The following is a 12,396-nucleotide window of genomic DNA, read 5'->3' on the forward strand; positions in this document are numbered from 1 at the left end:
GTCTGAAAGCAAAGAAACCCTGCTCCGAAGAACAAGGTTTCTCATTTCTGTGATCCCGCTGGGGCTCGAACCCAGGACCCTAACATTAAAAGTGTTATGCTCTACCAGCTGAGCTACGGAATCATTACTGCATTTTCTGCGGAAAAACCCGCTGATAATTTCCAAAGAAAACTTGGTTTTGCGCCACAGTTTCCCGTAATTGGACTGCAAATTTAACGGACTGGATTGATAATGCCAAATCTTAGATGGATCTTTATTGTTTTTTTGTTGCTTTTTCCCCTGCTGTCTACGCTGGCCGTTGATTCTCAGGGGCAAGACCCCGTCAACCTGCAGCATGCAGACAGTTTATTTGCCCAAAAGCAATATCAGGAAGCCCTTGAGATCTATGAGCACCTCTTGCATGAAAAGGGTACCTACTCTCCAGCCATGCTGCTGAAAATGGGATTCATCGCTGAAGGCGTAGGGGATTTTGGTCAGGCATCCCTCTATTTGTCCAAGTATTATGAGCACTATCCCAACCCGGCAGTCACCGATAAAATCAAGTCACTCACCAATCAGGCCAGGTTGGAGGGTTATGACGTTTCAGACCAGGACAGGTTTTTGGGTATTCTGGTAAATTATAAGACAGAGATTACGGCGGGCTTTGCCTTTCTGTTGCTGCTTTCGCTGATCATGATTTTTTTGGTTAGGGAAAAACGGTCGGGTTTTTACTTTCCGGCATTTGTCTTTCTCCTCCTGACCTTTGTCAGCAATAATTTTATTCGTATGCCGGAAACTGCCATCATTACCGGAACGACCGTTCTGATCATGGATGCGCCTTCTGCTGCTTCAAACCTGCTCCGCCGCGTGCAGGCAGGCCACCGCATTACCATTCATTCCAATAAGGACATGTGGTACGAAATCGAATGGGACAACCGAAAAGCCTACATCCGAAAGTCCGACGTTTCAAAAATCTAAAGGGTCCAGGAATTTGAAATGGCCATTCATCTTGATTTTGTGCTTGGAGGATTCAATTTCCTTCAACATGGGGATGACCTTTTTAAGGTGTTTCATCAGAAATTCCAGGCGTTCATTTTCGCTTTCCATCGTCAAAAGTTCATATTCTTCAGCGAGTTTTAAGCCTACCTTATGTGCATAGGTAAAGGAGTTTAATTCGGTCAACTCAGGAATTTGCTGGGGCTGTTCCATGAGTTCAAATAATGCAGCAAGCTGTTTTCGGAAAGCGTTTTTTTTATTCGGGGCAATGTCCATATCCAGCGGCAGCCAGTCTACCCGGCCTCCTGCATAAAGCTTTCCCTGTCTGGGATTTTCAAAATCAAGCAAGCGGAAAATCCGACGGCCTTTTGACTTGATGTCCATCCGGCCGTCTTCGTAGGTTTTTGTTACCTCCAGTATGCTCATTTCAGTCCCCAGAGGCATCAATTTGTCTAAAAAAGAACAAATGCCGAAAGTTTTGTTTTCAGCGAGACACTCGTTGATCAACTGCTTGTATCGGGGTTCAAATATGTGGAGGTTGAGGTTTTCTTCTGGAAATGCGACTAATTTCAATGGGAAAAGGGCCAGTTCTTGCGTCATTTTTGATCCGGTTTATCTGCTATTCATCTCTTGGCTCAATGTTAACTCATGACTTTAGCGATGGTTTACAATTAGCCCGGTTTTGGCAATTCCCCTCACCCACTGCCCGGCAGGGAAAAAATGCCTGAATGCTCAAACCGGCATCAAAGTGAAAGGAAATCAGAGAGAATCAATCGCCGGCAAACGCTCGGTATCAGTTTTCATCTGATATATCTTCCTCGCTGTCTTCAGCATCAACCATGGAAAGGATTTCTCCGGGAGACATGTACAGGGTCCGGATCTTTAACTTGTAGTCCTCCGGTAATTTATCGTGATTCAGTACAAAGTTTTTTGTCGCAATGATATGTTTTCCAAGACCAAAGGCCACAGCGTAGCTGTCTGCGGCGATTTCGGCCTCGCTCAGAAAAGTATTGGAAAGGTAATATTTTACACCGAATTGAAGCAGGTTAAACGCACTTCGTTCCAGATAATCCTGTATATGCCCCAGCTCGTGGCCGATCCAGCCGAGCAGGACTTCCTTAGGGAGCGTTTCGATCGGAACCGCTTCATCTTCCAGAGCCAGGTAGCGACTGATTTTTATGCGATAGCCCCGGTTTTCCTTGGACGAAAAAAGTAGCGATCCGATCTTCGGCTGAGCTTGCATCACCGAGCCATTGATGTTCTTTTTAAATTGGAAATCAATCTCTGTTTCAAAAAGATCCGGAAAATAGGACAATGCTTCCAATGCAATATCCCGGATCTCCAGGGGTATTTTTTTATTGGTGGCAAACCGCTCTAAATCATCATTGGATTGTTCGTGTACCGGAGGATTTACCACAACCTCTTTTTTGCTGAATACCTCCATAGAATTGTAAATCAATAAAAAATTTATAGAAAAAAGCGCATTCAATATTAGATATGTCATGTTTTTTGGCTTGTTTGTCTTCTTAAAATACACAAACGAAGCATCAAATCCAAAAATGAAACTGATTTTCCCCTATATAGCCCTGTCAAAAGTGCCAGGCAAGTCTTCCGGCCAGCCATTCAGAGATGGCTACCTGCCCGCCAGGTGCGGACCGAATATTCAGGATCCTCTCAGGCGGTTCCAGACGCTATACCAGCCAGACTTCACTTACCTGGCATGAGCACCAGCCAAAATCATTTATTTTCTTTGCTTACCAAATCTTTCACACATGCTACCCAGGTATCCCGCGAATTAAGGCTGGGCACCAGATCCCATTGTTCTCCCCCCAGCTCCATAAACTGTTCCTTGTATTCCTCTCCCACTTCCACGGTGGTCTCCAGACAATCTGCTACGAAAGCAGGGGAAAAAACCAGCACTTTCTTCACCCCCTCAGCAGCCATTTCTTTCACCAGGTCTTCGGTATAGGGTTTTATCCAGGGGTCTTTTCCCAGTCGGGACTGAAAACAGGTGACCACCTTTTCTTCCGGCAGGTTCAATTTTTCGCTGATCAGCCTGGTGGTATAAAAGCACTGGGCCCGGTAGCAAAATTGATTCTTCTTCGTGTAATTCGCACAGCAGTTTCCCAACTGACAGTAACCCGCTACCGATCCTTTCCTGATCTGTCTTTCGGGTAATCCGTGATAGGAGAAAAGAAAGCGGTCGTAGTCGCCCTGGGCCATCATTTCCCTGCCCAATTCTGCCCAGGCTTCCAGAAACAGGGGATGGTCCACAAAATTGCTGATAAACCGAATATTGGGAATGATCTGCCATTCTCTGGCCAGTTCCATGACCTTGTCGATTACTGAGCCATTGGTGGCTGAGGCGTATTGGGGGAAAAGGGGCAAGACGATGATCTCTCTGACGTTGGCCTTGTTCAATGCCTTTAATCCATCCGCTATGGAGGGCGATTGATAGCGCATGGCCATTTCCACCTGGTACTGGCTACTGTCCAGCAGGGGGATCAATTTTTCCTTTAAATCTACTGTATGAAAAAGCAGTGGAGAACCCCGGTCTGTCCATAGTTTGCGGTACTCTGCCGCAGACTTGGGTGCCCGGAAGGGAGCTATAATCAGGTTTACCAACATCCAGCGGGGAATCAGCGGGATATCGATCACCCTGCCGTCCATTAAAAATTCCCGGAGGTATTTGCGGACATCTGCGGTGGCAGTACTGTCCGGCGTGCCCAGGTTGACCAATAAAATGCCCGTTTTGGCTTTATTCTTATTCATGAGTTTCGGCTTACCAATTTTTTACATCTCTAAACCGAAATTACAAGCTTATGTTAGAAAAAACCAGTATAATTTCACCGCTCCCCGGGATTTGCAATCCCGAGGTCAGATAAGAGGGGATTTGTAATCCCCGTAATGAGCGCGTCAGCAGGATTGCAAATCCTGCATTATCTGGATTCGGAATTTCAAATTCCGAACAGCGCGGCTCCGCGGAATTTGTAATTCCGTGGTTCAGATAAAAGGGGATTTGTAATCCCCGTAACGTGAATTTTCACAATCCAGAACTTTTGTTATGCTTATATTGCTACTGCCAAAGACCAGTAAATAATGAAACTAGATAAAAAAGCTTTTGCCATCCAAAGTTTCGAGGAGGCTGCGGATCATCAAAAACATTATAAAAACCTTTCGGAGGAAGAAAAAAGGGATGTCTTTCTTCACCTGATGCAAGCTGCCTATGGGTTTGTAGGTAGTGACTGGCCTGAGATGGATAAGGACTATTTTGAGGTAAGAAGTTTGATCAAAGATGGTAGCACTTCTTAATCTGTTTAATAATGATTTTAAAGACTTTATCGAAAGTCTGAACAAGTTTGATGTGGCGTATATCCTAACTGGAGGGTATGCAGTAGTTCTGCACGGTTATCACAGGACGACAGGAGTTATGGATATTTGGGTAAAAGCAACAGAAGAAAATTATAGAAAACTTATTAAGGCATTTTCATTTTTTGGATTACCCACCAATGCCATACGTCTTGATCGATTTTTGAATAGTGACAGGTATGAAGTTTTTTCATTTGGAAGACCCCCTATGGCTATTGACATTGTGACTGCCATTCAAGGAGTTGAATTTGATGATGCCTATCCGAGTGTGAAAATTGTTAAAATTCAAGATATCGAAGTGAAACTGATAAACATTTCGGATTTGATAAAAACCAAAAAGGCTAGCGGTAGGTATAAGGATTTAGATGATCTTGAAAATTTAAATGGCCATGAAGAATAAAAAACTCAGGTATCCCCTTATTTTATTTTTTTTATTGATCCTCAGCGGAAATGTATTGGCACATCATATTCCCAGCATCCTCATTGCGTATTACTCCGGTTCGGGCAATACCAAGGCCATGGCTGAAGCTGTGGCCAGGGGAGTGGAACAAGTGGAAAATGTCAGCTACACCATCAAATGCGTGAACGAAGTGAGCGGGGAGGAGGTCTTGAATGCCTCCGCCATCATTTTGGGTTCCCCGGTGTACAATGCCAATATAGCCCCTCAGGTGCAGGAATTTATCAATAGCTGGCCATTTGAAGGCAGGCCCTTAAAGAATAAGATCGGTGCCGTATTTGTCACGGGAGGCGGGTTTTCTCTTGGGGAAGAATCGGTGATGTTTGGCATGATCCGTGCCATGCTGGTTCACGGGATGCTGATCATAGGTGGAGCTGAAACAGAGGCAGCATTTGGAGCTTCGGCAATTACCGGAGAGGGTGATTTCGCCGGAAAGGAGGTGGATCCATTGTTTTTGAAAAAAGCAGAAGGGCTGGGAAAAAGGGTAGCGGAGTTGGTATTGAAAATGCAAATGTAGTCTCGAATGGATTCAGCTGCGGTGGATTTGTTTTTGCCGTGAAGCGTAGCTCCTCGGGATTTGTAATCCCGAGGTTAAGATAAAAGGGGATTTGCAATCCCCGTAATGTGCACGTCAGCAGGATTGCAAATCCTGCATTACCTGTGGTCCGACATGGCAAATGTCGGACAGCACGGCTTCTTAAGGTATGTTGACAATCAGCTTCATGCGGAAAGATCCTTCTGTGACCTTCAATTCCTCATTTCCCCGCCCTGTAGTTGCCGAAATGGGGCCGTATAAGTTAGCTTCAAACGTGCCTTCGATCAGGTCGCTTCCGATATGGGTCAAGGTAAGGCTGCCCTCGTCCGGAATGCTGATGTTCGGATAATTCTGCCGTAGTAGCACCGCATTATACATGTTGCCCTGTAGATCTGAGCGGGTAAAGTTCAGGCTGGGCAAAAAAACGTTTTCATAGGCCCTGACCCCTTCCTGTAGCCGGTAGGTTTTTTCTTCCAAAGCCGCTTCGCTCCATAAGGTGATGCTGAAAAAATCGCTTGTACCCGTGCTTCCCGGTCCCAGAGCCTGAATCAGCGCGCTGTACAGCCCGGAATTGGAGTCGTAAAAGAAAACTACGGAATGAAATTCTCCCACCGGATAATTCACCCAGTCTCCATTGACCTTGAATTTCATAAAATAGTCAGCCTCTGGAACTGGATCCTCAGTTTTACTGCAGGAGGTCAAGAGTTGCATGGTGGCCAGAAAGAAGACCAAGCCTATTTTTTTTAAAATCCTGTTCATCGTTTTTCAGGAAAAATAGGCAGGATTTTTAAGCGAAGAAAGTAATAATGATTTACTGGTGGTTTCTATTGATTATTCGTTTGTGAATTATCAATAACTGCTATAAGACCGTTATTCCAACAATTGCCTTTTTTAAAAGCAGCAAGCGGAATGATGATAGGTTTTTTTGGAAAATAGGGGATTTTTTCGGTAACATCTTAAAATGTCAATTTCGAAATTTGTTACTTAGGGTCTGCCGAAAAACTTGTGCTTTGAGGTTTTCCAGAATCTGGATTAGTTTGCTCTTGATGGTGTATTTCAGCTCTCTCCACGCTGAAAAACTCAGGCAACGGAGTACCATCCCGGCCAATTTGACCAGGTTGAGCACTAGGATAATTGAAGCGATCCACGATTGGCTGGTGTTTTTGAGCCTTGCCCTGATCCGGTTCATTCCGTATCCGTTTTTAGCCTGTCCAAACTTGCCTTCTATTGGATTCCTCTCCCCTGGCCTTACGTGGTTTTCCACTGCCTTGGCCGAAGGCCTTCCCAAGGGCTTGGCCGCCAGTTTGATATTCTTTTCCTTCAGCCATTTCCGGTTTTCCCTGCTGCAGTACAGTTTGTCTGCCAAAACCTTTGCCGGATAAAATCCAAACTTGCTCCGGTACTCTTCTACATAATCTTTAAGGTGGCTCCCCTCGTTGAAGGCATCCCAGGACAGCATGTCCAGAAACGCAAAACCATCTACCATGCTCATATGTATCTTGGCTCCGAACTCGGTCTTTGCTCTTGCTTTCCCACGTACTATGGGCCGTACATGGGGTTCGTGGATGCTTACGATGCGGTCTTCCACCTGATGGCTTCGGCTCACCCACATCTTGAATTGCTGTTCATAGACCGTCTGGATGATCCAGTACTTGCGCTGCAGCTTGTGGTTTAGTGGGAAAACCTCAAAGCCATCCAGCATTTTTTCTATCGTCCTGAAGTTTCTTCTCAGGTATTGAAGTTGGGATTTGATGCCTTTGCGAATTACTTTTTTTGAGGGGTTTTTGTTTTGTGCCACCTTCAGATAGGCTTTCCGGGCTATTTTCCGGTAGGTCCGGGGCTTCTTTCCTGTACGGTCTGCCGCATGAAGCTCATCGATGATTTCCTCTGTGATCTCCCGGGATTTGTTGAGCAGTCCCAGATCCGTAGGATAGGCGATGTCCTGGGGACAGACGCTGGCATCATAGATCACTTCGCCTTTGTTTTCATTGTTACCATCTGTGCCCGGAGGAGGCTTATCATCGTCTTTACAGCTTTTGTCCTTGTTCACTGCCGTTTTTTCAAGGGAAAATCCATGGATCTTTTGGTTCATCTCCGCAATCAGCTCCTGACCCAGCCGCTTCCTGATATCCACGAAAAGTGAAGCATCGAAAGGAGGTTGTTTGTTATAGGAACTGTAGCCGAGAAAGTATTGTAGGTACATGTTTTCAGTAATCTGGGCGATGGTTTCCCGGTCATCCAGATTGAGCATATGCTTGATGATCACTGCCCCAATCAAGACTCTTGGGTTAAGGGAAGGCCTGCCGGTTGCTTTAGGTGGGTTTCGTTTGCTGTACATGTTGACCAGCTCATCCCAGGGAATCTGCTTACTGAGTACCACCCATCGGTTGGACGGGTCCAGTTGGTTGTAGAATGGTGTCTCAAATCCTGAAAGAGAAAGCTGGTTTGGGCTGGTATATTCGCTGCGTGGTGCACGCCTTTTGGTGGTCTTTCGCATAGTTACTTGCACTTATATACACCCTTAATTTGTGAAAAAAACCTCTAAAAACCTCTAAAACGTAACTTTTTTATTTTCTAAGCAGACCCTAAATACCGCTAAAACGTAACTTTTTTATTTTCTAAGCAGACCCGAATTAGACGTTTTGTAAATTAAAAAAATATAGCGAAATTGCCTTTAAAAATAAATTTTATGGAAAAAAGGTATCCGGTCTTGACATCTTTTTCATAATCAGTAAATTTTTATTAATTTGAGATTTTAACAAAATACACCAGCATCTCTATTTATTATTGTACCAGCAATCTAGTTTTAATGAGAAAATTGTTTATGACTTTAAACTTTAGACCTTTGTGGATTCTGTAACTTTTTGATATTGATATTATTTTATTTATGATAAATTGCATCAATTATAAATAAGAAATTATATTAACAATTACTAAAAAAATCATAAATTAAATTGATTTTTATTAATCAACAATATCTATTAAATCAGGTAGTTTCACACCTTTGTTTATTTTATAAATATTAGATTTGGTAAAATATAAGTAATAATCCTGAAAATAAAAATTGTTATAAAATTCATTTTCATCAACCCAAACAGAATTCAAATTGATTTCTATTTTACCAGAATTAATAACATATTTAAAAAAATTAAATCTATCATTTGAATGCACCACATAATAAACTTTCACTTTTTTAGAAGAGGTAGATTCAAAAAAGCGATTCCAAAATTCAAAATCAGCTAAACAAGTAACACAAGAAACATTTATAAACGTAATTATATATGACATATCTTGATCTCGACAAAAGGTTTCTTTTAAAGGTACGGGAACTAAATCCATATTTGAAGAAAATTTTTGAAGTGAATCTACAATAGCTATCTCAAAATCTAATTTCTCTAACACAGGTAACTCATAATGAGTTAATTCATTAATCGTATTTTTTTGACACGATTGCGATAATAAAAATAGAATTACAAGCATAATAGTTAGCAAAGACTTCAAAAAAATCCATAATAATAAATTATCTTTTTTATTAAAAACTTGTAAAACACTAACTACCACTTATATTGAATATATAGTTGATTGAAACTTTAAAACAAATATCAAAACTAATCTAAAATAAATCGGCATAAATAATTTCACCTTTATCTAGATCGTAAGAGAAGATTTTATCGTCTAATGGGGTAATTCCAAAACTTAAAATTTTCCTTGATAAAATAATTTCATTTACTGGATTCCCTTCCCAGTCATATACAAAAATTGTATTTGAAGTTTGGGACTCTCTTTCTATCGCCTTTCCTCCTGAATATAGACCATATATATATTTTTCAGTTGCATATGCATAAATAAAATTTTCTGTTGTTTCTTCGGTATGCAACATGACGAACATTTCGCCAGTGTAAGCCTTTTCATATGATAACTCATTAAAATAGGGACCTTGAATGAGAACTGAGTTTTTCCTATTAGATTTGAAGATTTCAACAGCATCAATATACCTATACAATAGAGAGTAATTTTCTCCTGATGGATCTGTTACTAATAAGGTTTGACAAATATCTTGTAAAAACTCAGTTGAGTATTGATCTGGGATGTGGGTATGGAAAGCAACTTCTTTACCTAAAGATTTATTTTTAAAATTTAACCTTTCAATCTTAGCAAACGATTTTCGATTTCCTACTCCCAATATAGTAGAATCACTCTCAAAAGTAACCCACATATAAAAATCATTTAGAGTATACTCATTATTAATGTTTTTATTTTGATCTAATGCAAGGCTAACAATTTTTTGAGTGGTTAAATCATATATATATAAATCATCATTAATTAGTCCTGTAGAAATTGGGGATAATACTTCCGAAGGACCGCCGCCAAATTTAACAAAACTTGATAGCGAATCCCCGGTGTTAATATCGAATTCATGAAAAAGGAATATGGCTTCCTTACCCAACTCGGACAAAATTAAATTATCCTGATAAAAATGAAAATTTAGCGGTTTAATTAAATTAGCACTATTAAATTCTCTAAATTCCACGTTTGACTTTTTGTGAAAATTGGAAATTTTACTTTTTTGACTATTTATGATTAGTTTATCAGATTTATGATTACAAGCATATAAAATGCATAACAAAACAAAGATTATAAAAAAAAATTTGGAGCCAAAAAGCACTTTGGTTTTTTGGCTCCTATAAAACTTTATTCTATTCCACATCCGGCAGCAAATTGATTCCTACACCCAATTACAGTGAATTGAGAAGTATAACATACATCTCTCCAGTCGAAAGTATTAATACACCCAATTGCAATGGTTCCCGCAATTGCATTTTCCATTGCTGCATCTTTTTTAATTAAATTTGCGGAACCCCTAGAAAAGCCAATAAGGGAAACTGCTATGATAAACATAAAAAATGTCAGAATAATTAATGGTTTTTTTAATGTAGTATTCATAGTTATATTTTTTTAGTTACAATCCAAATATAATTTTTAAGATCTTAAAATGCAAATTTTTTTGAAAAAAAATCTAATCTTGTTCAAGATAAATTTACCTTCAATAAATTTTATCTTTGAATAATTTAATTGAATAAGGCGTTTGTTAAATGGTAAGAATAAGGGTATATTGCCGTTAAACTCTGTTTTTATGGAAAAGAGGTATATGAGTCTGTCTATATTCGAATTTAAGGAACCATTCCCTGATGATCGTTCATCCTATGAATATTTGGCAGATATAAAGTGGAAGGATGGATATATTTGTAAAAAATTCGGCCATTCAAACCACTGCAAGGGGATTAATGAATTTGAGAGACAGTGTACCAAATGTGGCCGTCTAGAATCGCCGACAGCTGGCACTCTTTTCCACAACTGCAAATTCCCTCTCCTAAAAGCATTCTATATCGTTTATTATGTTTCTTACTGACAAAAATGGCGTCAGTAGCGGGGAATTAAGCCGTAGACTTGTTGGTTTTTTAAGCGGAACGTAATGAAGGCAATGGAAAGCAGCCAGAACTTCCCCATGATGGGGAAAGTAGAAGTGGACGAAACTTATTTAGGCGGCCAGGATAACAAAGCATTGGGAAGAAACGAGGGGAATAAGAAAATCATGGTAGTGGGAATAGAAAGGGGTTTAGGTGGTGTTTCTCGTTGGTACGGAAGGGTTATTGAAACCGCCTCCAAGATCAATCTTGGAGAGTTTGTGACAGATCACATAGATAAAGATGCACAGGTAAAGACTGACTGCTGGAATGGCTATAAGGGTATTTAGGCCCATTTTCATAAACTGGTCCTTGAAAAATCAGGAAAAAAGGCGGAAAATTTCAAGCAGATGCATCGGGTAATTATGATGTTCAAAGGTTGGCTGAGAGGAACCCATCATTCGGTTAGGGACCTTCAACCCTACATTAACCAGTATACCTATTGGTACAATCGCCATAAAATGAAAGAAGGGGTTTTTGAAAATCTAATGTAAAGGATGGTGGCGAAGCCACCATATCCTTATAAAGCGTTTATTTGTTAAGTGCCCTATTCAATAATTTAAAAACAAAATAGGACGGAGGACCTTGCAATCCTTCCGTCTATTCCCTAATGTTGCGTTCTACCAAAACCTTAACATTATTGATCAAGACAATAAAAATTTCATTTCCGGACTTCCTATCATCTGCAACTTTTTACAATGGTTTCTGATCATCTTTCTAATACGGTGGTTGAAGAGACGAAATGGGACCGATACTGCAAGAAAATTGATTCTAAGGAACATTTCATCAGTTTATTTTATTCTTTCCTGACCCGGAACTGCAGTTTTAGGGAATTCTAATAAAATATTATTCTGTTGGGTAAAAACTGATATATGTCGGCGTAAGGCAGATTCCCTATCGAAGTACACCTTCGGATGCCAACAATAACAGGGATCATAACTTCTTTTCTAATATGTACAGAGCTTTATTCCTATTATAGGGCTTCTTGGAAAATTCCATAAAATTTGACCACGTAGGATGAAACTACATTCTTCGTGGTTTTTTTACGATTATTCGCTCTGCTCGACAGTACAATTTCGCTTCGGTAAAGTACAATTTGTTAGTGAATCGAGTGGCTCTTTTCTGCGTTTTTGTCAATGGGGCATAGTTATCCCATCGGAAAGGGTTTTTGATCGTTTTCGCCTTTAGGCTGCCTTCTCTCGGGGTGCGGGCTCCTCCCGGTTTCTTTTTTTGGCGATTTTTACCGCATTGGCCGCCATAGTTGCAAAAAGTACCATCATCATTTCCCGCTTTTCGCCCCGGACTTTTATTTTTTTGAGTCCGTAATGGTCTTTGTGTGTCCCGAAAACGCCCTCCATTACCGTTGCCCTTTGCTTTGATATTTCACTTTTGAGTATCCTTTCAGCTTTGGAGTGGTTTTTAGGACCCTTTTTGGGGAAGCAGGTGAATATGCTGTTTCCAGTACAATATCGTCTGTTTTCGTTGGTGGCATATATTCGGTCTGCGCCAAGCTGTGATGTCCCTTTAAAAACTGTTTTATGTTTCACTACGGAGATTTTCAGCCTTTTACATTCATTAAAGTTTTTGAAACTCAT

The 12,396-nt window shown here is 40.7% G+C and carries 16 protein-coding genes and 1 tRNA gene; 7 read left to right on the forward strand and 10 right to left on the reverse strand.

What is annotated here, in order from left to right:
• Positions 1-50 precede the first annotated feature (50 nt).
• A tRNA-Lys gene (locus BUB19_RS23630) sits at positions 51-123 on the reverse strand.
• Positions 124-231: 108 nt separating this feature from the next.
• On the opposite strand from BUB19_RS23630, the gene BUB19_RS23635 reads away from it, so the two are divergent.
• Positions 232-957: a hypothetical protein gene (locus tag BUB19_RS23635; RefSeq protein WP_073098373.1), complete on the forward strand. Its 726-nt coding sequence runs from the start codon at positions 232-234 to the stop codon at positions 955-957.
• Here the strand turns inward: BUB19_RS23635 and BUB19_RS23640 are convergent.
• Together BUB19_RS23640 and BUB19_RS23645 are read right to left on the reverse strand one after the other, a co-directional pair.
• On the reverse strand, positions 946-1,575 hold the full coding sequence (locus BUB19_RS23640; RefSeq protein WP_073098376.1) for an LON peptidase substrate-binding domain-containing protein: 630 nt from the start codon (positions 1,573-1,575) through the stop codon (positions 946-948). The genes BUB19_RS23635 and BUB19_RS23640 overlap by 12 nt on opposite strands.
• Before the next feature lie 193 nt (positions 1,576-1,768).
• A complete protein-coding gene (locus BUB19_RS23645; RefSeq protein WP_073098377.1) occupies positions 1,769-2,479 on the reverse strand; it encodes a hypothetical protein in 711 nt (236 codons plus the stop codon).
• 55 nt (positions 2,480-2,534) lie between these two features.
• Here BUB19_RS23645 and BUB19_RS24325 point away from each other — a divergent pair, with 55 nt between their 5' ends.
• Positions 2,535-2,699: a hypothetical protein gene (locus BUB19_RS24325; protein ID WP_178371570.1), complete on the forward strand. Its 165-nt coding sequence runs from the start codon at positions 2,535-2,537 to the stop codon at positions 2,697-2,699.
• Between the two features lie 13 nt (positions 2,700-2,712).
• On the opposite strand, the gene hemH is transcribed toward BUB19_RS24325, so the two are convergent.
• On the reverse strand, positions 2,713-3,747 hold the full coding sequence (hemH, locus tag BUB19_RS23655) for a ferrochelatase (protein WP_073098381.1): 1,035 nt from the start codon (positions 3,745-3,747) through the stop codon (positions 2,713-2,715).
• Between the two features lie 327 nt (positions 3,748-4,074).
• Here hemH and BUB19_RS23660 point away from each other — a divergent pair, with 327 nt between their 5' ends.
• Genes BUB19_RS23660 through BUB19_RS23670 form a run of 3 tightly spaced genes read left to right on the forward strand, consistent with a single transcriptional unit; the run spans position 4,075 to position 5,318 of the window.
• Positions 4,075-4,287 (forward strand): hypothetical protein, encoded by a 213-nt coding sequence (locus BUB19_RS23660; RefSeq protein ID WP_073098383.1) that lies wholly within the window; start codon positions 4,075-4,077, stop codon positions 4,285-4,287.
• Positions 4,271-4,744, forward strand: coding sequence for a hypothetical protein (locus BUB19_RS23665; protein ID WP_073098385.1), 474 nt, complete (start codon positions 4,271-4,273; stop codon positions 4,742-4,744). The genes BUB19_RS23660 and BUB19_RS23665 overlap by 17 nt, the downstream gene beginning before the upstream one ends.
• Positions 4,734-5,318: a flavodoxin family protein gene (locus tag BUB19_RS23670; RefSeq protein ID WP_073098396.1), complete on the forward strand. Its 585-nt coding sequence runs from the start codon at positions 4,734-4,736 to the stop codon at positions 5,316-5,318. The genes BUB19_RS23665 and BUB19_RS23670 overlap by 11 nt, the downstream gene beginning before the upstream one ends.
• 180 nt (positions 5,319-5,498) lie before the next feature.
• On the opposite strand, the gene BUB19_RS23675 is transcribed toward BUB19_RS23670, so the two are convergent.
• The 5 genes from BUB19_RS23675 to BUB19_RS23695 form a co-directional block, all read right to left on the reverse strand.
• The gene (locus tag BUB19_RS23675; protein ID WP_073098387.1) at positions 5,499-6,095 is read right to left on the reverse strand and encodes a hypothetical protein; all 597 of its coding nucleotides are present in this window, start codon (positions 6,093-6,095) and stop codon (positions 5,499-5,501) included.
• Between the two features lie 205 nt (positions 6,096-6,300).
• Positions 6,301-7,833 carry an IS5 family transposase gene (locus tag BUB19_RS23680; protein ID WP_245802946.1) on the reverse strand — a complete coding sequence of 511 codons (1,533 nt, stop codon included), beginning with the start codon at positions 7,831-7,833 and terminating at the stop codon, positions 6,301-6,303.
• A gap of 467 nt (positions 7,834-8,300) precedes the next feature.
• Positions 8,301-8,897 carry a hypothetical protein gene (locus BUB19_RS23685; RefSeq protein ID WP_143156159.1) on the reverse strand — a complete coding sequence of 199 codons (597 nt, stop codon included), beginning with the start codon at positions 8,895-8,897 and terminating at the stop codon, positions 8,301-8,303.
• A gap of 52 nt (positions 8,898-8,949) precedes the next feature.
• Positions 8,950-9,867 carry a BF3164 family lipoprotein gene (locus BUB19_RS23690; RefSeq protein ID WP_178371571.1) on the reverse strand — a complete coding sequence of 306 codons (918 nt, stop codon included), beginning with the start codon at positions 9,865-9,867 and terminating at the stop codon, positions 8,950-8,952.
• Positions 9,868-10,028: 161 nt separating this feature from the next.
• Positions 10,029-10,280, reverse strand: a complete 252-nt coding sequence (locus BUB19_RS23695) for a hypothetical protein (protein ID WP_073098392.1) — start codon at positions 10,278-10,280, stop codon at positions 10,029-10,031.
• Positions 10,281-10,809: 529 nt separating this feature from the next.
• On the opposite strand from BUB19_RS23695, the gene BUB19_RS24615 reads away from it, so the two are divergent.
• Both BUB19_RS24615 and BUB19_RS24830 read left to right on the forward strand, forming a co-directional pair.
• A complete protein-coding gene (locus BUB19_RS24615; RefSeq protein ID WP_245802947.1) occupies positions 10,810-11,091 on the forward strand; it encodes a transposase in 282 nt (93 codons plus the stop codon).
• 408 nt (positions 11,092-11,499) lie between these two features.
• Positions 11,500-11,640, forward strand: a complete 141-nt coding sequence (locus BUB19_RS24830; protein ID WP_143156160.1) for a DUF4372 domain-containing protein — start codon at positions 11,500-11,502, stop codon at positions 11,638-11,640.
• A gap of 345 nt (positions 11,641-11,985) precedes the next feature.
• Here the strand turns inward: BUB19_RS24830 and BUB19_RS23715 are convergent.
• Positions 11,986-12,396 (reverse strand): transposase (locus BUB19_RS23715; RefSeq protein ID WP_245802948.1); only part of this gene is annotated, 411 nt, incomplete at its 5' end.

Source organism: Cyclobacterium lianum (genome assembly GCF_900143075.1).
Taxonomy (GTDB): domain Bacteria; phylum Bacteroidota; class Bacteroidia; order Cytophagales; family Cyclobacteriaceae; genus Cyclobacterium; species Cyclobacterium lianum.